We start from the raw sequence: 20965 nt of genomic DNA on the forward strand, positions 1-20965 counted from the left end.
TATACATCTACTTCGCCAGCACTAACTCCTTCAAGCACTTAATCCATAGCGGATGATCATTCAAACTTTCTACAAGCTGAACTTTTTCGCCACCGTGCTCTTTGAAGATTTCCTGATACTCATCTCCGATTTCGATAATGGTTTCAAGACAGTCGGCCGTGAAGGCTGGTGAGAATACAAGAATTTTCTTCATTCCCTTTCGGCCGCACTCCCGTACTACTTCATCTGAAAACGGCTTGAGCCATTTCTGATCGAGGCGTGATTGAAAACATACTGTATATTTTTCTGTAGGAATATGAAGCTTCTCCGCCAACAGCCGTGTGGTTGCGTAGCATGTAGCCTTATAGCAATACTTGTTGTCGTCCGTTACTTCATGCTCACAATCGTGATTAGCACAAAGGTCGTTATCATATACTTTATCAACCTGACGTTCGGGCAAGCCATGATAAGAGAACAGCACATGATCATAATCATCTATACTATATTTCCTGCCACGCTCTGCAAATGCTTCTATGAATGTAGGATGATCATAGTATTGGCTGATCATTTTAATCTCCGGTATAACCCACCACTTTCTGATAACACGCATTACTTCATCTAACGCAGAGCCTGTAGAAGCCGATGCATATTGAGGAAACATGGGCAGCACAATGATGCGCTCGTAATTCTTTTTGCGCATCGCCTCCAGAACATTTGGTATCGAAGGATTCTTATAGCGCATCGCGAGGTATACATCAAACTCTTTGGTTAACTCTTGTTGTAGCAACACCTTTACCTGCTCGCTGTAGTATAGTAATGGCGAGCCCTTGTCCGTCCAGAGTTTCTGATAAATCTTGGCAGATTTAGGAGCACGGAACGGAACAATGATGAGGTTTACCAACATTTTACGCAACAGCCACGGTATGTCGATTACGCGTGGATCATTGAGGAATTGTGAAAGATATGAGCGCACATCGCTCACAGAGGGGCTATCGGGTGTGCCCAGATTAATGAGAAGAACTCCGGTTTTATTCATGTCTTAAAAACTTCGCGATGCAAGTAAGCGAATAACATTTTCCGACAAAAGAAGTTTATGCCTGCGGAGAAACTTCGCGTTTATTTTAAGATCGGAGAGCGTTTAAATGGCTTCGTTTCATCAAAAAGCTTTCGGTATGTAGCGTGACGTTTTGACATTTCACCGCCTACTTGTTCTACAACCAGAATCATCTTGGGATTGAAATCTCCAATCCAGTTCATCTCATAATGTTCGTAACGTGCGTTGGGCTGCAGCACATCGCGTGCATTGATAATCATGGCGCCATCCAAACCTTTGCCTTGATGTTCGGGTACCACTCCGAATAAAATACCAAAGGCTTTCTTGTTAGTTCGCATCAGCGTATGCCAGATGAATTTCAATTTTCCAATCCAGTCAAGTTTACCATTTACATATTTAAAGATCTGGTTGATCTCGGGTAACGATAAGAAAAATGAAACGGGCTCGCCTTTGTAAAATCCGAAGTATAAAAGCTTCTCATCCATGATAGGCTTCATTTGCTTTACCAGTAATTTGGCTTGTGCTATACTAAGTTCCGGATTCTCCGATCGGTTAGCCCATGCTCTATTATATACCGTCATTAAATATTCAGGCAACTTATCAAGTTCACTCTTTTGAAGGTGGCGGAAACTATAGTCAGGATCCTTTTTAGCAAGTATTGCTTTCTCGTGAAGACGTGGCGCCAGCGGGCCTTGTATAGAGCGCGCATAAGTAAACTGATAGAAGTATACCTGGAATCCGTACGCTTCAAAAAAATCTTTATAGTAAGGGAAATTGTAGTTGCACTGGTAGTTGGGTTCACGATCAAATCCTTCGATCAACAATCCCCACCAGCGATCGCGACTTCCAAAATTGATAGGCCCGTCCATCGCTTCCATACCGTTTGACTGAAGCCATGTCTTGCATTGATCGAAAAGTACAAATGCAGCTTCACGATCGTTGATGCATTCGAAGAAGCCCATTCCGCCTGTAGGCTGGTCGTTGCCCTTGTGAACTATCTTTTCATTTACAAAAGCGGCTACTCTCCCAATAGTTTCTCCTGAATCATTCTGAAGAATCCAGCGAATACATTTACCGTGTCTGAATGTTTTGTTTTTTTCGACATCGAAAACACTCTCTATATCTTTATCGAGTGGGCGAATCCAGTTGGGTTCGTTTTTATAAAGCTTTACAGGCAGCAGGATAAATTCCTGTATATGCCGGGGAGTCGTTACTTCAACAATTTTCATTACTGTTCGACAACTTGTGATTTGGATGCCGACACAAAGCTATTGATCCTGTTGGGAAGCACAATACTAAACCGCGTCCCCTGGTTTACTTTGCTGGCCACCGAAATCTGGCCACCTAGTTTCTCCACCGCATTTTTAACAATATATAGTCCTATGCCGGAGCCGTCAGACTGTTCCGTGGCGCGGTAAAACATTTCGAAAATTTTCGCCAGGTTATCCTCATCTATACCTATACCGTTATCCGCAAAACTCACTTCTGCACGGTAATTGTCTACCAGAATTTTTACGTTGATCTCCGGTGTAGAGACATCGAGCTGCCTATATTTTACAGCATTGGAAATAAGATTCCTGAAGATCTCTGAAATGCGCCACGGGTCGCTATAAAAAGCTTCGCCTTCTATTTTTACATGACGGACCATTTCCTTGGCACCTTCCAGGTAATTCAGGTCTTCGAATGTTCTGTCAATGATCTGTTCGAAATCCACTTTACTAGTGGTCACATCCATTTTCAGATTTTTCGAGTGGCTTAACACATCGCCAATGAAATGATCGAGGTGTTGAACTTTCTCGCCAATGATATCTATATAGTCCATTGGATTATCCGTGTTACCGGGCAGTCGCGCGAGATTCACCAAACCGAGTATAGAAGAAAGTGGTGCGCGAAGATCGTGCGAAACCTTATATACAAAGTTATCGAGTTCTGTATTTCTGATCTTTAATTCCTCCTCCACCTTTTTACGATCGGTAAAATCTACATATACACCATATATACCTATAGTCTGGTTATCCAGCATAACCGGCATACCATAGAGTATAACATTTACGAGCTTACCGTTTCTGTTCTTACGAATTGTTTCAATGCTTACAATGCGATTGGCGGTGATGAGGTTATTAAGATCTACACCTTCGTGGACAAGTTCTTCAGGAACTATAAAATCATTTATACTCTTGTCCTTGAGTTCGTCCAGCGAAAAGCCAAACATTTCTTCAAAGCCTTTATTTACCTGTTCTACTTTTCCCTGATCGTTCAGCAGCACAACGGCCATGGGTATATTTTGGAAGAGCTGCGCTAATAACGTTTCATTTTTCTTGATCCGTTCTTCCGTTTGCTTGCGTTCGGTTATATCACGGAAAATTACCTGTACGCAAGGCTCACCCTGAAATGTAAAAGGCGATGACATAGTCTCCACGTCAATTACCTTTCCATCCATGCGAACATATTTTTGTTCTACCATTGGAGCGAGCAAGCCGCCCTCTTTCATTCTGCGGGCAATGCGTTGATGATAATCCGGGTGAACAAAATTCAACACTTCGGTGCCGATGAGCTCATTCGTTTTCTTGTACGCGAGAATCTGGTAAGCCTGCGTGTTTGCAAAAACAAGTTTGCCTTGTTTATGTATAACTATTCCGATTGGCAATCTGTCAACCAGCGACAGGTAACGTTGTTCGGTTTCTTTCGCCAGCTCTTTACGTTCTGTTATATCTTGTATTACGCCACGTCTGATGATAATTCCATCAGGCCGTAGTTCATGATTCGATTTTACTTCCACCCAGATTATATTTTCCTTTACCTTCATTCGCCCTTCCCAATTCCAATCCCTTCCTTCCTGTATACTGAGCGCTGAAGTTTGCTGCTGCAACTCGCGGTCTTCCTCGAAAACAATATTATCCAATACAGACGCATCGGATAAGATCACCTCGGGTGTGATTCCTAAAATGCTTTCGCTGGATTCACTTACATACGTGAACCGTGGCTGGTCATCTGGATAGATTGTGTACTCGTAAATAACCGCTGGTAGGTGCCTGATAAGATCCTGCATATGTATTAGACTGGCAAAATCATTGATAAAGTAGTCACAGGCCTAAGGATGTTGGGTTCAAGCCTTGCAAGATAATTCTATAGACCTAACAAAACAATGCTCGTATATAGTTTGTCAAATTTTTATACCACCCTCAGCCTTTAAACCAAGCATTTTGTTTTGATTACGAAGTTTTTCCGAGAAGTATTGGGCTAAATTTACCCTGATCTATTTTTTGCTATGGCGAAACCTGTTAAGCAAGTGTTTAAAGCAATCCTTGAAAACCCGGAATTGGTCATTGATGCTGCGTTTGTTTCAATTCCTTTTGATGTGGAAAAAGTCTATGGTACCAAGGGAATGGTAAAAGTAAAAGCCTGGTTTGATGGCTTTCCGTATCGTGGTATTTTATCGAATATGGGCACAGGCTGCCATGTCATTCTTGTGCGAAAAGATGTTCGCGCTGCCATTGGGAAAAAAGTAGGGGACCACGTTCAGGTAGAAATCGAATTGGATACGGAAGAACGCGTTGTAGAAATTCCGCCTGCGCTTAAGAAAGAGCTTGCGAAAAATGCTGCCGCTAAAAAATTCTTTGATTCACTAAGCTATACCAACCGTAAAGAATATGCGCTTTGGATCAGCGATGCGAAAAAAGAAGAGACTCGTCTGAAGCGTCTTCAGGCAACTGTAGAAAAACTTCTAGCGGGCAAAAAGAATCCCAGCGAAAAATAATTATATACTGCCTTGAGGAATTCGCTATAGCGCAGTCATTTTTCTAAGCCAGTGACGAGCTTCTCGCATGGAATCGAAATATTGCACCGTCATAATTCTCGCCCCTGCCGTCATATCCCGAATGGTTAGCTGCGTAAACTTGCTGCTAGGCATAACGAGCGCCAGGTAACGAATACCGGCATTCTCCATCGCTGGCATAATGTGCATTCTGAAATGAAGTACATCTTCGTCCAACACAGGGCCAGCGGTACGGCTATCCGTCAGCATGTGCAGCTTGGGATAGTTCTTTATTTCCTGATACATCAGCTCCAGTCGTTTTTTCTGAACAAAATTATAGTGTTCACTGTAACGTGGAACTCCATTTAACGTAAGACGAATGCAGGGAATTGAATCATCCAATTCGATGGTAGCATATTCGTCTTGGTAAAAAGCTTTTACCATACATTCAGAACTACTAAGGGTCGGGGCAAATTCTACAAAGCTCATAAGCTGCTTTGGTTATGTAAGTTTAACGACAATTTACGAAGATGTAAAACTGCCGGTTACACCGATAACCATGAAGTTTACGGAGTGTAAACTAATATTTTACGTTATCTTTATTCAACTCATAAATAAATCCCGTCATGGCATTCGTTGAGATTGGCCCTAAAATCAAAGAGGTTTTTGACAACCGCCACATGAAGCTTACTGATTTTGCAGATGAGCTCGGAACTGTTCGCCAGAATGTTTATCGCATTTTCCGGAAACGCCACCTGGATACCGGATTACTTCTTAGAATCTCACAGGTACTTGATCACGATTTCTTTCAATATTATTCGAGCCAGCCGGAGGAGCACGCAGGGCAGAATAATTTGAAGCGTATGCTTGGCGAGACTGAATATCAAAAACAGCTTGAGCTATCGCGCAAAGAAATTGATTACCTCCGCAGGATTATTAAACTCATGGAAGATAAAACAGAGTTGATCCAGCAAATGGAACACAAACAATATTCCTGATTTAAATTCAGCCTAAGCGCCCCTATAGATAGACGCCTCTATATATACCATATACACTTGTGCTTACCTCATTTGAGGCGTTCAACGCGTGTAGCGAAATATTTTGTGTCACCACGCCATGGAAAGCGTGCATATCGTTTTACAAAGTATAGATTTACCCGCTCGCCACTCAAGGCAACGGTTTGTAATTCCTTCACCAAGTCTTTATCCCCTTTCTCTACCGAGAAATCAAAAGACTCCGCTATAGGGCTTGTGCCTTTCAACGCTCCGAATGTTTCAAGATTTATTTTCCCTTCGTAAGTCTTGAACATCACTCCTTTTTGGCTGATACGTAATACTTTGCCAGCTAACACACCATCTTCATATGTACCCCAGTATAAAAACGAAAAGGTAATCACACCTGCAATCAGCAGTACAATCAGAATAATACGAGTCACTTTTTTAGTTGTACGTTTAACTTTTTCACCAAATGTTTCCATAACTGCCAAGGAGTAGATTGATGGCTAAAGTTAACCCGTTCGCAGTTAATCATACCAGCATCTATATAATATTTATTTATACAATCAGCGTATCCTTTATATCGAATTGAAGCGCTGCATTATCTTTGTGGCTTATGTCTGAAAAATATCGTCTGGCTGTTTTTGCCTCTGGTAGCGGAACCAACGCGGAAGAAATCTTTAAGTATTTCAAAAATCATCCGTCCATTGAAGTTGTTCTTTTAGTCAGTAACAATCCACAAGCTTTTGTGCTGGAGCGTGCCCGGAATTATGGAATTTCTACCAAGACATTCGACAGACAACAGTTTCGTGAAAGCACCGTGGTACTTGAATGGCTGCAAGAGAAAAACGTAACGCACGTTGTACTGGCAGGTTTCCTTTGGCTGATACCAACGTACCTGGTACAGGCTTTCCCTCACAAGATCATTAATATACATCCAGCGCTCTTACCAAAGCACGGAGGCAAAGGTATGTATGGTATGAAAGTACATGAGGCTGTAAAGCTTGCGCGTGATTATGAGACCGGCATAACGATTCATGCTGTAGATGAAAAGTATGATGAAGGAGAAGTAATCTTCCAGGCATCGTGCCCCGTACATGCTGATGATACACCCGAGCAGATCGCTGATAAAGTTCACCAGCTGGAGTATAAACATTACCCTGCTGTGATTGAGCGTTGGATAACTGACTAGCTATACTTTCTTCTCTTCACGAATGATCCACTCGAAAGAAGCTGCACGAGGAAATTCATTGAAGATGGATTGAACGAATTCATCCGGAGTAACGAGTTTTCTTTTTTCAAGATCAAGCCACGCACCTTCTACCGTAACGTTTGCCGCCAGGGCGTTGTCGTGTTTCAGAAAATTATGGCGAAGGCTCCAGCGCGAAAAATCCTTCGAAGCCTTTATCAACTCTACATCCAGCGTAAGCTTATCATCGAGTGTTATCTCGCGTTTGAAAACGGCTTCTTCGCGAAATAGAATCGGACCTATCTTTAATGACTCCAGTTTTTGCGTAGTGATACCGTGTTCGGATAAGAAGATCATACGGGCCATGGCTCCGTAATCATAATATGCAGAATGACGAAGGTGACGGTTCTGATCAATATCAGCCCAACGAATCTGAATGGGAAGACTAAAAGTTGCCATATAATTTATTCTTGCTACAAGGTATATATTTATTCTTATCCAATCAGGCTCACCACGAAATACCACCCCATCACAAAGCATACGATCAGCTTGAGGAGTGTCCCGAAAAGAAAACCGACAAACGATCCGAAAGCTGCACGCAATGCCTGCGATGAGTTTGCATTGGCCATGATCTCCCCTATAAATGCACCTATAAACGGGCCTATTATTATTCCCCAGGGGCCAATAAATATACCCACGATTAATCCGAGTGTGCAGCCCCACATGCCATAGGTGCTTCCACCAAATTTCCTGGTGCCATAGAGCGGAATGATATAGTCGAGCAGCGTCACCACCACAGTAATGATGCCCCAGATGATGATGAATTTTGTAGTGAATGGTGCCGCTTCTTTAAGCTGTTGTAACAAGATGCCAATGAAGCACAACGGAGGGCCTGGCAGAAATGGCAAAACACAGCCCGCCAAACCTGCCAGCATAAAAATTATTCCAAGAACAATCCAGAGTATATCCATCGTGAACAAAAATTAATGAAATTTAAGTTGACAAATTATATCATGCTTCACATTTCGAATATTCATCACATCGCTATTATCTGCTCAGACTATGAAGTCTCTAAAAAATTCTACACCGAGGTTCTGGGCTTTCGCGTTATGGGTGAATATTATCGTGCTGAACGGAAATCCTATAAATTAGATTTAGCATTGGGCAACCGTTATGTGATCGAGCTCTTTTCTTTTCCGGATCCACCTCCACGAGTATCACAACCTGAAGCACGAGGACTCCGTCATCTTGCCTTTGAAGTAACCGATATAGAGGACTCGGTAAAAATGCTTACGTCATACGGAATTAAAACCGAGCCCATCCGTATTGACGAATTTACCGGCAAGCGATTTACTTTTTTTACTGACCCCGACAATCTCCCGCTTGAACTATACGAATCATAATTTATGATCAATCTCCATCAGTATACACATTATTTTCTACAGCTGTTTCCTTCGCTCCATGGTCTTCCTCCGTGGGATATAACAGCTTCTGCTTCTGTACATATACTCGACAAAATCAAAACACTATCGGAGGACTATATCATTCGTGACCATATTGCTATACATAAAGAGGCACGAATCGAAGAGCATGTGATTATTAAAGGTCCTGCTATTATTTCCGCCAAATGCTTTATCGGTGCTCATGCATACTTGCGTGGAGGTGTATATCTGGGAGAAGGTGTAAGTATAGGCCCCGGATGTGAGATCAAGACCAGCTTTATTATGCCGCGCGCATCTCTTGCTCATTTCAACTTTGCAGGCGATTCAATTATAGGTTCGCAGGTAAATATGGAGGCCGGCTCAGTAATCGCCAATCACTATAATGAAAGAACGGATAAAGAAATTAAGGTATTGGTGGATGGCAAAACATTTGAAACGGGTGCCACAAAATTTGGAGCCCTCGTTGGTGACGGCACAAAGATTGGAGCAAATGCGGTTTTATCACCCGGAACAATCTTGCCCCTTAATTCCATTGTGAAACGATTAGAACTTGTAGAACAAGTGAATTAACGAATTCATATTGTGTATTATAATGTTATTGACGATCTAACATCCCTTAAGCGCTAACGAAAAATGTTTTCAAACAGAAAGATCATTCTCATTATATCGTTGCTTGTAATGGTAATGATAACGGCTTATGTATTGGTAGTATATATACCTACACAGGTAGCACAACGAAGCTATGAAGGAGCCAAACAAATTGGACGCGATTTCAAAGAGGCCTTTCATTTTACTCCGGAAGTTACGGTCAACAATACCATCGTATTACAACAACAAGTGCCTATACTGGAGCTCGCCACGCTGTCACAAAAATTTCAGCATCAGTATATATGGAACAATACCTGGCTGAAAAGCACGAAGAAGATTACGATCCTGGGAACATTTGAAGCGAAGGCTGGCTTTGATCTCAATCAGAAGTTTGCAATAACGATTGGTGAAGATAATGCTACCATAACAATGCCTCATCCTAAACTACTATCTCTGGAGCCGATGGGTGATGTTAAATTCGAAGATGAAAACGGATGGTGGAACCCTATAAAGCCTCAGGATCGTTCGGATGCTATGAATGCTTTTACGAATGACGCCAAGCGCTATGCAGCGCAGGCTGAATTTGTAAAAGAAGCGCAGCAATCATTTGAGGCGAAAATAACGGAGATCATGAAGCTTCATGGAAAAACGGTTACGATACAATATACTGATCAGGAGAAGGTCTTGTTTCAATGATCCGTTGGCAACCGAAATGAGAAGTAGATCACCCGGGGCTATATATCAAAAAAAATCCCGCAGATTTCACAAATAGACACAGACCATGCATTGACGGGTTGCGCTACTGGAAAAGCTGCGGGAAAGTATATTTAAACTATACTACTTTTTTGCGGATCAGTTTTGCATAGGTTCTGCTCACGGGGAAGCTTTTACCATTTTGCATTTTTACTACCATGCCGCCATTGAAATGTTTTTCAATTTCTTTCAGGCTGTTGATATTGATGATTGTACTTCTGTGTACTCTGATAAAAATCTCAGGATTCAATATCTCTTCGAGTTTACCAATACCGGATGAGCTTACAAACTGATCATTCTTGGTTGTAAGTATAGTATAATCACCGGAAGCTTCCAGGTATACAATTTCATCTACGGGCAGGTTCAATAACTTTTCAGACTTCTGAACGAATATATGCGAGTCGTATGAAGTTTTGTTTTCTGTCTTAAGGTTACGCAGCAATTCGCCAACGTTGTTCTGCTCCATCTTCATACGCGCAATAGCACGCTCTACGGCAAGTTTGAAACGCTCCTGGTCCAGTGGTTTCAAAATATAGTCTACGGCGTTTTTCTCGAAAGCCTTTAGTGCATACTGGTCGTAGGCAGTGCAGAATATTACATAAGGATCATGTGTAATTTCATCGAGTACATCAAAGCCCGTCATACCTGGCATTTGTACATCGAGAAAAACAAGATCAGGTTTTTCCTTGTCAATTAACTCTACTGCATCTTTTCCTTTAGAGCACTCACCAATCACCTGGATGTTTGGCATTTGTTGTAGGTACTCCTGCAGAAGGTCGCGAGCTAATTTTTCATCATCGACAATAACGCAAGTTATGTTCATGTATAATTAAGTTTAATAAGTTACACTGCTTTGCTTTTCAATTCTTCAACGATCTCCTCATACGGGATGAAGAAGCTAACGGAATATCCCCACTCATTGGAGTGAATTCTTAATCCAGAGCCCGGTCCAAATATACTCTTCAGACGCTGGTCGGTATTTTTCATACCTACCCCGCTCGAACTTCCATCCATTACTTTTTTGGCTTTGGAGCCAAGTCCATCATCTTTTACCTCAAAAAAGATCATGTTGTTAAAACGCTTAACAGTAAGAATGATTGTTCCTCCGTCTTCTTTCGGGGCGATGCCATACTTCACGGAGTTCTCTACTAGCGGCTGAAGAATCATTGGAGGGATTTCAACATTCAGGCAAGAAAAATCAACTTGCTTTACAAATTTCAAACGATCACCGAAACGTACCTGCTGAATGCGAATATAGTTATCTATAAAATCAAGTTCCTGGATAAGTTTCACCATTTGATCGCCATGTGAATCCAATGCATAGCGAAATATATCGGACAGCTGCGTGATTACTTTACGTGCCTGCTCTTTGCTGGAACCGATGAGTGTGTTGATGGAATTTAATGTATTGAATAAGAAGTGAGGGTTTATCTGCGATTTCAATAACGAGATCTGCATCTCGCGATTCTTTAAAGTGAGCTCGCTTTTTTCCTGTTCCTGTTTTTGCAGTCCCTGAAAATAACCGATCACATAGTATACCCCAACAGTAATTATATACTGGTCATGGAAATGTAGTCCTTCCCATTTTAATAAGCCAACAATGTGAGCTTTCCAAAAATCCCAGCCTGCATATCCTTCTACATAATCTTCAAGATAATAGGACAGTGTGCCCATAATCAAGAAGTGAGTCATGGCACCAACAGCATGCCCAGCCACCTGAAAATATATTCTGAATCGAAATAGAAAGTTTGCGTAGAAGAAGATACCGATGATGAGGATACAAAGCACTTCGAATAGGTAAAGTGCATTCCAAAAGATATACGTGTTTGGATTTTCGAGCTTCCATTCTATAAAAGTGCCTACACCGTAATTAGCGGCAAACCAAAGGCATAGCAAGAGGTAGGCCTTCTTCCAGACACGAGGTATTTCTTCTATAGACTTCAAGACAGGCAAATTCATAATTAAAAATACATAATGAAATGCAAAACCGATCAGGATAGATTATTGGCGATAAATCTTCAATTTAAGGGAATATCCTACGCTGGGTTTGATACGAAATACATAATGTCCAATTTGAAGCCTATTTTCCAGCATAAATGCGATTTATCATTCTTTTTGTTCTGTTTATTGGCTTTTTTGAAATTCATGCGCAAAAAATAACGCTTTCAGGTAAAGTTATTGATAAAGCGACTGGAGAATCTCTGCCTTTCTCTTCCGTTGTTATTAAAGGGAAACCGATTGGGACAATCGCCAATCTTTCCGGTGAATTCGATTTCCATTTCCCCTCCGAATACAGAAACGACATCCTTGTGGTTAGCATGTTGGGCTACGAAAATTTTGAGGCCCCGGTTTGGTCTGTCATCAACAGCGGTCAGAAAACAATTGAGCTTAATAAATCGATCACCATGCTTGACGAAGTGGTGGTGACAGATTCACTTATAGCAGGTGGAGAAATACTTCGGGTAGCGCTTTCGAAAATAGAACAGAACTTTGCGATGGAGCCTTTTATGATGGATGGCTTTTATAGGGACATCAAAAAAGTGAGTGGCACTACTATAGCATTATTGGAAGCTGCTGTAAAGATCTTCGATGATAATTACGCAAAGCCAAGGAACCCTTCCAAACTGCGCGAACATGTTAAGCTTGTAGAGATACGCAAGAGCCTCGGGTATGAAAATAAATTTGCAGCATACTTCGATCAAAAAAATTTATTGGAGGATCTGCTCTTGCACAACAGTATACGGTATCATCATGATATAGCGGAAGATGTATTTGAAAATATACAGCGTGAAGATGACTCTTTCTACAACGATCATGAGATCTTTGTTCTATCGTATGAAAAAGATTTTAAGCTCAAGGTTTTCATTGACAAAGTAGACTATTCCATCATCCACGTTGATTTTGAGATCAGTTATACTGGTGACAATCTGGATACACGCAAGGATGTTGTGAATACATTCATTGGTTATAAGAAGAAGATCGACTTCCGTAGATATAATGGTAAAATGTATTTGAACTATATCACGGTTATCACACAGGAGAAATGGAATGATGTTAATACCAAAGCGCTAAAGTTTGATACCGAGCTTACGCAACACCTCCTCATCAACCAGGTATATGCGAATACTGCAGAACGCATTCGTTCCACAGAAAAGATGCGTAACTATGGGTTGCAGTATCAGGATTATCCATACAATAAAGAATTTTGGGCAAGCTATAATGTTATTAAAGAAACTGCATTGGATCGTAAGGTAATTGAAGATCTGGAACGCGAAGCGCCACTGGAAAAGCAATTCGAGGCAGAATAATAGTATATGATATAGATATACTGACCCTACTGTATAAAACAAAAAACCTTGAGGAGCACTCAAGGTTTTTTTATTAATTCTTATTTGATAGTTATTTCAATGTAGCCAATGTTTCTTTCAGACGCTTCATGGCCTCGCGCAGATCGCTTTCAGAAGCAGCATATGAAAGTCTTATACACGCCTCATCACCAAAAGCACCACCCGGCACTAATGACACGTGTGCTTTTTCTAACAGGAACAAACAAAGATCATCTCCATTTTTTATCGTTCTTGTCCCGTCCGATTTGCCATAAAATGCACTTACATCCGGGAAGAAATAAAATGCTCCTTCCGGATAGTTCGCTTTTATACCTGGTATTTCTTTCAGCAGATTATATACTATATCTCTGCGTTTACGATATTCTTCTACCATTTTCACCGTAGAGGTTACATCACCTGTAACCGCAGCCAATGCTGCGCGCTGTGCTATAGAACAGTTTGCAGAAGTGATTTGTCCTTGTACTTTATTACAGCCATCCGCAATCCACTTGGGAGCAGCTATATAGCCTACGCGCCAGCCCGTCATAGCAAAGCCCTTCGCGAAGCCATTTACAGTTATAGTGCGCTCAAACATTCCAGGGAAAGAAGCAATGCTAACCTGCTCTCCTGTAAAGTTGATATGCTCATAGATCTCATCAGCAATCACGAGAAGGTCAGGATGCTTCAACACTACATCTGCTATATCCTGAAGTTCTTTACGTGAAAACACCGAGCCTGTAGGATTACACGGTGAAGAAAAGATCACGGCTTTCGTCTTTGGAGTGATCGCTGCTTCAAGTTGTTTTGCAGTTACTTTAAAATCACTTTCAATACCACCTTTCACAATAACAGGAATTGCCTCCGTTAAACGTACGAGCGCATCGTAGCTTACCCAGTATGGAGAGAATACAATTACTTCGTCACCAGGATTAAGCAATGCCAGCATGGCGTTGGCTATAGATTGCTTCGCTCCGTTGGAGACGACTATATTTTCAGCTTTATAGGGTACGTTATTTTCTTTCTGATATTTCGCTGCCAGTGCCTCGCGCAAATCCTGATACCCTGCTACAGGAGGGTATGCAAAATACTTTCCATCATCAATCGCTTTCTTGGCTGCATCACAAATATGTTGAGGAGTTTTGAAATCAGGTTCGCCAAGGCTTAGCCCGATAACATCAATTCCTTTCATTTTAAACTCACGTGCCTTCGCGGCCATGGCGAGGGTTGCAGATTCTTCAATCGCGTTAATTCTGTTGGAAAGTGTGTTCATGGTTGTTTTATAAAAAGCGAGCAAAGAAAAGCATTCTCGCTTTAAGTTGGAAGGACTGATTCCAGATTTGAAAATTTCACATTTCAGACTCAACTATAGGAGCTGAATTTTAAAAATTGAAATCTATAGCAGGAGTTAATTGAAAAGAGTTCGGCCGGTAATGCTTCTGCCCAATGTGATTTCATCGGCATATTCAAGGTCTCCTCCAACCGGAACGCCACGCGCAATGACGCTTACTTTCACCGTGATCTCTCGGATTCGTTTATTTATATAGAAGGATGTTGTATCACCTTCCATCGTAGGGCTGAGCGCCAGGATTACTTCTTTGATTTCCGACTGACCGTCACTGACGCGATTTACCAACGATTCTATTTTCAAGTCAGCAGGACCTATACCATTCATGGGCGAGATCACTCCTCCCAATACATGATAGAGTCCGTTAAACTGTGCCGTATTCTCGATCGCCATTACATCTTTTACATCCTCTACAATGCAAACAATGCTGCGGTCACGTCTGTGACTTGAACAAATCGAGCATATCTCCGCGTCACAAATGGTATGGCATACTTTGCAAAACTTGATATTCGCGCGCAGGTTATTCAGTGCATCGGTTAATGCATATGTATTTTCATCCTTCGCTTTGATAAGATGCAGCACCAACCGCAATGCAGTTTTCTTTCCGATGCCGGGAAGTTTTGCAATTTGGTTGACAGCTTCTTCTACAAATTTCGAAGGATACTCCACAAGTTGGCGTTAGTGATTTTGAATTGATTGACGATCTTGATCGACTACAACACGACTACAGAATACGAGCATCGATGCCTGCTTCGCAGATCGCTTCGCGCAAAGGCTTCAGAAAATCGAATGTCCCATTTTTAACGGCACACTTTCCTTTATAGTGAATGAGAAGTGTGCACTGCTCAGCCTGTTCCGGAGTATGCTTGCACACCCGAATCAAAGTTTCGATCACATGATCAAATGTATTAACATCATCATTGAACACAACCAGATCCATCAGGTCGGTTGTTTCAACAGCCTCCAGCACATCTACATCTGTTAATATTTCTTCCTGATACGCGGGTTTCATAACTGCAAAAATACGTTGTGAAATTGACTCATTCAAGATGGATTTGGAATTGATCCGATTTCCTGATTTTTTGCGCTGCAAACTACACAATCATGACTCCAACACTGGTTGCTACCATAATGGTTATCTACTTCGGTGCATTGATTTTCATTTCGATAATCACCTCCCGGGGCGCTGATACCAATACTTTTTTTACCGGCAACAGACAATCGCCCTGGTATCTAGTGGCATTCGGCATGATTGGCTCATCATTATCAGGCGTCACTTTTATTTCAGTCCCGGGAAATGTAGGCAAGGTTGGGTTTGGTTATTTCCAGGTAGTGCTTGGTTATCTGGTCGGATACTGGCTGATTATCGGAATCCTGATGCCACTTTATTATCGCCTCAATCTTATTTCAATCTATACCTATCTTGAGCAACGCTTCAGTTTCTGGACCTATAAAACCGGAGCATTTTTCTTTCTTGTGTCTCGTACCATAGGTTCATCTCTTCGTTTGTTTCTGGCTGCCACGGTGCTTCAGTTATTTTTATTCGATGCATGGCACGTTCCATTCTTTGTTACGGTAGCAACTACTATAATTCTGATCTGGGTATATACTTTCAAAGGCGGTATAAAAACCATTGTATGGACGGACTCCTTCCAGACTATATTTTTGATTTCAGCAGTATGCATTGCAGTGTGGCAGATCACAAGTCAATTAGGAATGTCGTTCTCTGAAATGGTAAATGCTGTTAGCTCCAGCAAGTATTCTAAAATGTTTTACTTCGATGATGTAAACTCCACGCAATTTTTCTGGAAGCAATTTATAGGAGGAGCCTTCATTACGCTTACCATGACGGGCATGGACCAGGAGATTATGCAGAAAAATCTCACGTGTAAAAATCTTGGCGAAGCACAGAAGAACATGTTTTGGTTCAGCTTACTGCTTGTATTCGTGAACTTGCTGTTCATTACACTTGGCGCATTGCTATATATGTATAGTTCAACCAACGGCGTCGCGTTACCAGCAAGTTCGGATGAATTATTTCCACGTCTTGCTTTTAATGAACTCGGATTGGCAGTAGGGATTTTCTTTTTACTCGGCATCACCGCTTCGTCTTATGCAAGTGCCGATTCTGCTCTGGCAGGATTGACCACTTCGTTTTGCATCGACTTCTTAAATTTCAAAGACAAGAATGAAGACGTGAAGCGTAAACAAAAATTTATGGTACACCTGGGGTTCTCTCTATTGTTCCTCATTATCATTCTGGTATTTAAGGAGATCAATGAGCGGTCGGTCATTGATGCGGTGCTAAATATAGCAGGGTATACATATGGACCTCTGCTTGGCCTCTTTTCATTTGGATTATTTACCAAGCGACAAGTACGCGACAAGCTTGTTCCTATCGTATGCGTACTCTCCCCGGCAATCTCTTACCTCATCAGTCTCAATTCAGAAAAGCTATTTAATGGCTATAAATTCGGAATTGAAATTCTGGTGGCGAACGGAATTATTACTTTCATCGGGTTGTGGCTTATTTCGAGAAAAAGTACGGCAGAGGAAATAAAGGCGATCTAGTTCTATACTATATAAGAGATAGTGGAGATATAGCACTATAAAAAAAGGAAAAGGCTACCTCAATCCGAAGCAGCCTAGACCCGATTAAAACCAACCCCACTGTATCTTTACGTGATCATCTTAAAAAGATGTAATCACTTTTGTTTGCTTATATATTGAAACTCCTGCACATCGTCACCTTTTGTAAGGCGGATAACGTAAGTGCCTTGCTGCACACTTCCAAAGTCAATGATCATCTTACGCTTTTGCAGATTCTGCGAAGTCATGAGTTCACCATTAGCCTGAAAGACTTCAACTTTTGCTCCCTTAAATTTCTTTTGAGCTTTTATCACAAAGAGTTCTCTTTGTTTATAAACAGGTGCCGGTATAATGTCATCTGCTATTGCAGATGAAGTGATAAAGAGACAACCAGCAACAAGAACTTTGATAAGGGTTTTCATAAGTCGTTGTTTGAAACTCCTTATTGCTAACCCTGTGCCATCGGCATGAATACCTTAAAAACGGTTATTTAGAAGGTTTTTTATTACACCTTATCCAAGTTTGGGACGTTTTTTTCTCGGTTTGGCAACATCTAACGCTAATTCTGCCGAAGGATTCCAGAAAACATCGGCAAAGTGTACTATTTTATCGTTGACCACCGCTATCCCTTCTTTTTTTAGAAGTCGCTCCATTTTTTCAGGTGGCTTAAAATGATGTTTTCCGGAAAGCAAACCTTTACTGTTCACGACTCTGTGTGCAGGCACATCTTTCGGGCAGCCGTGCATTGCCCAGCCAACCATCCTCGCACTCGATTTCAATCCAAGATATTGGCCTATTGCACCATAACTTGTGACACGGCCGGGAGGAATGAGTCGCGCAACTTCAAATACATCGGTAAAGAAATTTTTATCAGTTTGCTTCTTTTTGGTACGTACCATACTGGAAAATTTTCATCTTATTAACTTTGCGCCTCCTTGGACAACTTGAACTAACTTAAACTTTTATCGTGAAGCACTTAAATATTTTCATTTTTTTGTTTTGTAGCTGCTTAACCACCCTAGCCCAAAACCATCATTTGGTTTTCCCTGACTCAGCTGGGTGGAATGTTTTGAATGAAAATCAAGAACTAGCTTTCCGGGTAAAGATCGCTCCTGAGATTCCTGCATTCTTTTCCATAGAAGGTGCTGAAGGACTAAATATGAATTTTGATACGCTCGGTAATTTCAGCTGGAAGCCATCGTATGATCTGGTTGACCGCGTAGCACAGACAAAAGATATTACCGTCATTTTTCAGGCGACCTTACGCGATGGTAAACGCGAACGAAAGCCAATAACTTTCACCATAAAGCATGTTAACCGCCCGCCGGTTGTAGAAGACTTGCCAGTATTTTATGTGAAGCAATCTAATCTCAATACGTACCAGATCGCCAACGACTATGTATATGATCCGGATGGCGACCCGATTGTAATTAAATCTATTCAGTCGCAGATGCCTGAAGGTTCAGGCTTATCTTCTCTTGGCCAGTTTACATGGACACCTTCACGAAGTCAGTTTTCATCTCTCAAGAATAATTCTTTGCAAGTAGAATTTATTGTTCAGGATCAACCCGACAAAGCTGAAACTAAAGGCAGGCTAAAAATTTCTCAGACACAACAGGATCTTCCTCCGGAGATATTGATCGTGCCTGGTGATTCTCTCTTCTCCATTAAAGAAGATGAGACTCTGAATCTTAAAATATATATATCCGATCCAAATGGTGATGACAACGTTCGTAGCGTTGGCTTTATTCCGAACGATAAGCGTGTGCCTTCAACAGGATTGAAAGAAAACACATTGTTGCAATCAGAATTTACCTGGACGCCCGGATATGAATTCGTTGATGATGCACAAAATTCTATTACCACAGAAATTGTATTCTTTGTTATTGATAAGTCCAACAACCGTACTCAACGCAAAGTCCGGATCAAAATAACGGATACCGAAAACCTTATTAAAAAAGACGGGCACCTGTACCAGAAGTATAGGAGCAATTTGGTCGATGCATTGATCCTCATTCAGCAATTGGATGCTAATCAGAAAAAATTAAATGCAGACTATAAGAAAGCGAAGAAGGGTAAGAAGAACCGTTCCATTGTGAATGCATCTCTCGGTGCTGTAACAGGCTTCACCCCTGCTGTTGTTGACAACTCAGATCAATCCAAAGTGGTGTCAGCGGTAGGTGGTACAACGGTGTTGACGTTGGGTACACTGGAAGCAACTGAAGTAGTAGGGCGTTCGAAGGAGAACATTCTGGAGAAGATTAAAATTGGCATTGACATCCGCAATAAGATACAATCTCTCGGTGACGAATTCGCCCGGAAGTATGCGCTGAAGTCTTCACGAAGGAACGCTGAATTCGATAAAGACATTGAAAAATTGCGGGCCAACCTGAATGATCAACGTATTGTGTTGCTGGAACTTGACGCTTATGCCAAGAATGCAGCCAAAATTGACGACAGAGAGATCAAAAAGGTATTTGTTGACTTCGCTGACGAACAGAAATAAAGAAAGTTTTCACTGGTATTTGCCGGTTTAAAGGAAAACTATACATTTGCACTCCTTAAATAAACCGGTACACAGAGGAGTGGTAGAGCGGTTTATTGCACCGGTCTTGAAAACCGGAGACTGTAACAGGTCCGGGGGTTCGAATCCCTCCTCCTCTGCTGAGTCACACTCATTGACTTAACAAAACCCCGAAATTCGTTCAATTTCGGGGTTTTTAATTTCCAGGAAACATTATTTTGAACATTATTGGTCACTATAAAGTGGCAAATTCGGTGCATCTGATGATTGCTTATGAAGTGCATCGAATCATCGAAATTCGCTTAAAACACAGTCCTCATAAATTTTAGTTCGAGTTACTTCAGAAATACCAGACTCTCTATTTCTGTCTAGCAGCTAAATCGAACGAGAAAACACGAGTACGTGGAATGTAAGCGGTTCCTATTTTACAAGTCGGAAGCACAATGCTAAGTTTGAATCTATCCTGGCCTTGTTAAGCGGTTGTATTTTTTTGCACTTCAGAAATATTCCAGGTTAAGAAAACGAATCAGATCAATAAAAATAGGAACTCGAAAGATTCTTATTACACTTGAATTGATGAATCCGTAATTCACGCAAGTGAAATCAAATGAAACCGATTGGATATGAGTGAAATTATTTTGACGACTAGAATTGAACTTGAACGTATCATTGCCAATTCGCTTCAAGGAACTGATCAATCAGGAAGGGCCCTACCAACAAGGGTGCTTCCTCAGTGGAGAAATTACTTTGCTGGTCGTCTATCAAACAAAGCTTTCCGAACTGGCTCAACAATCTGGTCTACTTTGTTTTTTCGAACGGGTATATCTAGGTACGCTCCTGCTGTATATTCGGTGGGGGTGATTCGCCTCAAATGCCTTCTAAACAACCTCTCGTCAATAGTCGCATTAGGATTTTGCTCGCGTAACTGTTTAATAAATTGCTGAAAGAACCAAATTGGAACACCATCTTCAGTCCAATCTTCGTAATAGAAATATTCTTCCGTTTCGATGAATCCCTTTACCACGCTGATACAAAAGCCGACACATGTCATATACTCCTCAACTCCGCTTTGAGAAAAATATCGTCCTTCTTTGTCGTAATAATCACCTGCAAAGAAGTATCCGTACGTTGGATTAGCATTTTGCTGGATCACTAAACAATGTGCATAAAAAGCAGAAACTTCCTCTTTGGAAACGAATTTCAATTTCTTAAAAATGAAAGCCCTGGTCACGTTGTCATTGAATTCTACATCACTACCTGTGTAATGGAATAGATTGTAGTTGCCTTGATAAGCGATCACCAATCCCGAATGGTGAGCAACGCCATCCTTGTCCACGTAGATGGCCACGCCAACGAAATCGGAATCAATTTCATGTGAGTCTGTTCGGAGAAGCTCACCATTTATTTCTTCGAGTGTAATTAACATC

Annotated in this window: 24 protein-coding genes and 1 tRNA gene; 10 read left to right on the forward strand and 15 right to left on the reverse strand. The window is 41.4% G+C overall.

Going from position 1 to position 20965, the window contains the following annotated elements; translation table 11 throughout:
• Positions 1–7: 7 nt before the first annotated feature.
• The 3 genes from hemH to B5Y40_RS13275 form a co-directional block, all read right to left on the reverse strand.
• Positions 8–1015, reverse strand: a complete 1008-nt coding sequence (hemH, locus tag B5Y40_RS13265) for a ferrochelatase (RefSeq protein ID WP_079687284.1) — start codon at positions 1013–1015, stop codon at positions 8–10.
• Positions 1016–1095: 80 nt separating this feature from the next.
• The gene (locus B5Y40_RS13270) at positions 1096–2262 is read right to left on the reverse strand and encodes a hypothetical protein (RefSeq protein WP_079687285.1); all 1167 of its coding nucleotides are present in this window, start codon (positions 2260–2262) and stop codon (positions 1096–1098) included.
• Positions 2262–4082, reverse strand: a complete 1821-nt coding sequence (locus B5Y40_RS13275; protein ID WP_079687286.1) for a PAS domain-containing sensor histidine kinase — start codon at positions 4080–4082, stop codon at positions 2262–2264. The genes B5Y40_RS13270 and B5Y40_RS13275 overlap by 1 nt, the downstream gene beginning before the upstream one ends.
• A gap of 219 nt (positions 4083–4301) precedes the next feature.
• Here B5Y40_RS13275 and B5Y40_RS13280 point away from each other — a divergent pair, with 219 nt between their 5' ends.
• On the forward strand, positions 4302–4790 hold the full coding sequence (locus B5Y40_RS13280; RefSeq protein WP_079687287.1) for a YdeI/OmpD-associated family protein: 489 nt from the start codon (positions 4302–4304) through the stop codon (positions 4788–4790).
• Positions 4791–4814: 24 nt separating this feature from the next.
• On the opposite strand, the gene B5Y40_RS13285 is transcribed toward B5Y40_RS13280, so the two are convergent.
• Positions 4815–5276 (reverse strand): hypothetical protein, encoded by a 462-nt coding sequence (locus tag B5Y40_RS13285; protein WP_143785761.1) that lies wholly within the window; start codon positions 5274–5276, stop codon positions 4815–4817.
• Positions 5277–5413: 137 nt separating this feature from the next.
• Between B5Y40_RS13285 and B5Y40_RS29780 the strand changes: the two genes are divergently transcribed.
• Positions 5414–5785 carry a helix-turn-helix domain-containing protein gene (locus B5Y40_RS29780; protein WP_079687289.1) on the forward strand — a complete coding sequence of 124 codons (372 nt, stop codon included), beginning with the start codon at positions 5414–5416 and terminating at the stop codon, positions 5783–5785.
• A gap of 68 nt (positions 5786–5853) precedes the next feature.
• Here the strand turns inward: B5Y40_RS29780 and B5Y40_RS13295 are convergent, their stop codons facing one another.
• Positions 5854–6264: a hypothetical protein gene (locus tag B5Y40_RS13295; RefSeq protein ID WP_079687290.1), complete on the reverse strand. Its 411-nt coding sequence runs from the start codon at positions 6262–6264 to the stop codon at positions 5854–5856.
• A 134-nt stretch (positions 6265–6398) separates the two neighbouring features.
• On the opposite strand from B5Y40_RS13295, the gene purN reads away from it, so the two are divergent.
• Complete coding sequence (gene purN / locus B5Y40_RS13300) at positions 6399–6974, forward strand: phosphoribosylglycinamide formyltransferase (protein ID WP_079687291.1); 576 nt, start codon at positions 6399–6401, stop codon at positions 6972–6974.
• Here purN and B5Y40_RS13305 read toward each other — a convergent pair whose 3' ends face one another.
• Positions 6975–7430 (reverse strand): acyl-CoA thioesterase, encoded by a 456-nt coding sequence (locus tag B5Y40_RS13305; protein WP_143785762.1) that lies wholly within the window; start codon positions 7428–7430, stop codon positions 6975–6977. It abuts the gene before it with no gap.
• A 35-nt stretch (positions 7431–7465) separates the two neighbouring features.
• Entirely contained in the window at positions 7466–7942 is a 477-nt protein-coding gene (locus B5Y40_RS13310; RefSeq protein WP_079687293.1) for a DUF456 domain-containing protein, read from the reverse strand.
• Positions 7943–7984: 42 nt separating this feature from the next.
• Here B5Y40_RS13310 and gloA2 point away from each other — a divergent pair, with 42 nt between their 5' ends.
• From gloA2 to B5Y40_RS13325, 3 genes are all read left to right on the forward strand, one after another.
• The gene (gene gloA2 / locus B5Y40_RS13315; RefSeq protein WP_079687294.1) at positions 7985–8374 is read left to right on the forward strand and encodes an SMU1112c/YaeR family gloxylase I-like metalloprotein; all 390 of its coding nucleotides are present in this window, start codon (positions 7985–7987) and stop codon (positions 8372–8374) included.
• A gap of 3 nt (positions 8375–8377) precedes the next feature.
• Positions 8378–8983 (forward strand): LbetaH domain-containing protein, encoded by a 606-nt coding sequence (locus B5Y40_RS13320; protein WP_079687295.1) that lies wholly within the window; start codon positions 8378–8380, stop codon positions 8981–8983.
• 63 nt (positions 8984–9046) lie between these two features.
• Positions 9047–9697, forward strand: coding sequence for a DUF4230 domain-containing protein (locus B5Y40_RS13325; protein WP_079687296.1), 651 nt, complete (start codon positions 9047–9049; stop codon positions 9695–9697).
• A gap of 136 nt (positions 9698–9833) precedes the next feature.
• Here B5Y40_RS13325 and B5Y40_RS13330 read toward each other — a convergent pair whose 3' ends face one another.
• Both B5Y40_RS13330 and B5Y40_RS13335 read right to left on the reverse strand, forming a co-directional pair.
• Entirely contained in the window at positions 9834–10577 is a 744-nt protein-coding gene (locus B5Y40_RS13330; RefSeq protein WP_079687297.1) for a LytR/AlgR family response regulator transcription factor, read from the reverse strand.
• Between the two features lie 20 nt (positions 10578–10597).
• Entirely contained in the window at positions 10598–11713 is a 1116-nt protein-coding gene (locus B5Y40_RS13335; protein WP_079687298.1) for a sensor histidine kinase, read from the reverse strand.
• 137 nt (positions 11714–11850) lie between these two features.
• Here B5Y40_RS13335 and B5Y40_RS13340 point away from each other — a divergent pair, with 137 nt between their 5' ends.
• Complete coding sequence (locus tag B5Y40_RS13340; RefSeq protein WP_079687299.1) at positions 11851–13062, forward strand: carboxypeptidase-like regulatory domain-containing protein; 1212 nt, start codon at positions 11851–11853, stop codon at positions 13060–13062.
• 91 nt (positions 13063–13153) lie between these two features.
• Here the strand turns inward: B5Y40_RS13340 and B5Y40_RS13345 are convergent, their stop codons facing one another.
• The 3 genes from B5Y40_RS13345 to B5Y40_RS13355 form a co-directional block, all read right to left on the reverse strand.
• On the reverse strand, positions 13154–14350 hold the full coding sequence (locus B5Y40_RS13345; protein WP_079687300.1) for a pyridoxal phosphate-dependent aminotransferase: 1197 nt from the start codon (positions 14348–14350) through the stop codon (positions 13154–13156).
• Between the two features lie 135 nt (positions 14351–14485).
• Positions 14486–15094, reverse strand: coding sequence for a recombination mediator RecR (gene recR / locus B5Y40_RS13350; protein ID WP_079687301.1), 609 nt, complete (start codon positions 15092–15094; stop codon positions 14486–14488).
• 55 nt (positions 15095–15149) lie between these two features.
• A complete protein-coding gene (locus tag B5Y40_RS13355) occupies positions 15150–15437 on the reverse strand; it encodes an ATP-dependent Clp protease adaptor ClpS (protein WP_079687302.1) in 288 nt (95 codons plus the stop codon).
• A 92-nt stretch (positions 15438–15529) separates the two neighbouring features.
• Between B5Y40_RS13355 and B5Y40_RS13360 the strand changes: the two genes are divergently transcribed.
• Positions 15530–16996, forward strand: a complete 1467-nt coding sequence (locus tag B5Y40_RS13360) for a sodium:solute symporter (protein ID WP_079687303.1) — start codon at positions 15530–15532, stop codon at positions 16994–16996.
• Between the two features lie 134 nt (positions 16997–17130).
• Here B5Y40_RS13360 and B5Y40_RS13365 read toward each other — a convergent pair whose 3' ends face one another.
• Positions 17131–17436: a T9SS type A sorting domain-containing protein gene (locus tag B5Y40_RS13365; RefSeq protein WP_079687304.1), complete on the reverse strand. Its 306-nt coding sequence runs from the start codon at positions 17434–17436 to the stop codon at positions 17131–17133.
• Between the two features lie 90 nt (positions 17437–17526).
• Positions 17527–17913, reverse strand: a complete 387-nt coding sequence (locus B5Y40_RS13370) for an MGMT family protein (protein ID WP_079687305.1) — start codon at positions 17911–17913, stop codon at positions 17527–17529.
• A 170-nt stretch (positions 17914–18083) separates the two neighbouring features.
• On the opposite strand from B5Y40_RS13370, the gene B5Y40_RS13375 reads away from it, so the two are divergent.
• On the forward strand, positions 18084–19520 hold the full coding sequence (locus B5Y40_RS13375) for a hypothetical protein (protein ID WP_143785763.1): 1437 nt from the start codon (positions 18084–18086) through the stop codon (positions 19518–19520).
• Positions 19521–19593: 73 nt separating this feature from the next.
• Positions 19594–19678: transfer RNA gene (locus B5Y40_RS13380), tRNA-Ser, on the forward strand.
• A gap of 602 nt (positions 19679–20280) precedes the next feature.
• Here B5Y40_RS13380 and B5Y40_RS13385 read toward each other — a convergent pair.
• Positions 20281–20964: a hypothetical protein gene (locus B5Y40_RS13385; RefSeq protein WP_079687307.1), complete on the reverse strand. Its 684-nt coding sequence runs from the start codon at positions 20962–20964 to the stop codon at positions 20281–20283.
• Position 20965: the final 1 nt, after the last annotated feature.

Source organism: Ohtaekwangia koreensis (assembly GCF_900167975.1).
Classification (GTDB): domain Bacteria; phylum Bacteroidota; class Bacteroidia; order Cytophagales; family Cyclobacteriaceae; genus Ohtaekwangia; species Ohtaekwangia koreensis.

Excerpts from the sequence above, each read along its gene's own strand:
- hemH (WP_079687284.1), bottom strand. The coding sequence starts at position 1,015 with ATGAATAAAACCGGAGTTCTTCTCATTAATCTGGGCACACCCGATAGC.
- B5Y40_RS13270 (WP_079687285.1), bottom strand. The coding sequence starts at position 2,262 with ATGAAAATTGTTGAAGTAACGACTCCCCGGCATATACAGGAATTTATC.
- B5Y40_RS13275 (WP_079687286.1), bottom strand. The coding sequence starts at position 4,082 with ATGCAGGATCTTATCAGGCACCTACCAGCGGTTATTTACGAGTACACA.
- B5Y40_RS13280 (WP_079687287.1), top strand. The coding sequence starts at position 4,302 with ATGGCGAAACCTGTTAAGCAAGTGTTTAAAGCAATCCTTGAAAACCCG.
- B5Y40_RS13285 (WP_143785761.1), bottom strand. The coding sequence starts at position 5,276 with ATGAGCTTTGTAGAATTTGCCCCGACCCTTAGTAGTTCTGAATGTATG.
- B5Y40_RS29780 (WP_079687289.1), top strand. The coding sequence starts at position 5,414 with ATGGCATTCGTTGAGATTGGCCCTAAAATCAAAGAGGTTTTTGACAAC.
- B5Y40_RS13295 (WP_079687290.1), bottom strand. The coding sequence starts at position 6,264 with ATGGAAACATTTGGTGAAAAAGTTAAACGTACAACTAAAAAAGTGACT.
- purN (WP_079687291.1), top strand. The coding sequence starts at position 6,399 with ATGTCTGAAAAATATCGTCTGGCTGTTTTTGCCTCTGGTAGCGGAACC.
- B5Y40_RS13305 (WP_143785762.1), bottom strand. The coding sequence starts at position 7,430 with ATGGCAACTTTTAGTCTTCCCATTCAGATTCGTTGGGCTGATATTGAT.
- B5Y40_RS13310 (WP_079687293.1), bottom strand. The coding sequence starts at position 7,942 with ATGGATATACTCTGGATTGTTCTTGGAATAATTTTTATGCTGGCAGGT.
- gloA2 (WP_079687294.1), top strand. The coding sequence starts at position 7,985 with ATGCTTCACATTTCGAATATTCATCACATCGCTATTATCTGCTCAGAC.
- B5Y40_RS13320 (WP_079687295.1), top strand. The coding sequence starts at position 8,378 with ATGATCAATCTCCATCAGTATACACATTATTTTCTACAGCTGTTTCCT.
- B5Y40_RS13325 (WP_079687296.1), top strand. The coding sequence starts at position 9,047 with ATGTTTTCAAACAGAAAGATCATTCTCATTATATCGTTGCTTGTAATG.
- B5Y40_RS13330 (WP_079687297.1), bottom strand. The coding sequence starts at position 10,577 with ATGAACATAACTTGCGTTATTGTCGATGATGAAAAATTAGCTCGCGAC.
- B5Y40_RS13335 (WP_079687298.1), bottom strand. The coding sequence starts at position 11,713 with ATGAATTTGCCTGTCTTGAAGTCTATAGAAGAAATACCTCGTGTCTGG.
- B5Y40_RS13340 (WP_079687299.1), top strand. The coding sequence starts at position 11,851 with ATGCGATTTATCATTCTTTTTGTTCTGTTTATTGGCTTTTTTGAAATT.
- B5Y40_RS13345 (WP_079687300.1), bottom strand. The coding sequence starts at position 14,350 with ATGAACACACTTTCCAACAGAATTAACGCGATTGAAGAATCTGCAACC.
- B5Y40_RS13355 (WP_079687302.1), bottom strand. The coding sequence starts at position 15,437 with ATGAAACCCGCGTATCAGGAAGAAATATTAACAGATGTAGATGTGCTG.
- B5Y40_RS13360 (WP_079687303.1), top strand. The coding sequence starts at position 15,530 with ATGACTCCAACACTGGTTGCTACCATAATGGTTATCTACTTCGGTGCA.
- B5Y40_RS13365 (WP_079687304.1), bottom strand. The coding sequence starts at position 17,436 with ATGAAAACCCTTATCAAAGTTCTTGTTGCTGGTTGTCTCTTTATCACT.
- B5Y40_RS13370 (WP_079687305.1), bottom strand. The coding sequence starts at position 17,913 with ATGGTACGTACCAAAAAGAAGCAAACTGATAAAAATTTCTTTACCGAT.
- B5Y40_RS13385 (WP_079687307.1), bottom strand. The coding sequence starts at position 20,964 with ATGTTAATTACACTCGAAGAAATAAATGGTGAGCTTCTCCGAACAGAC.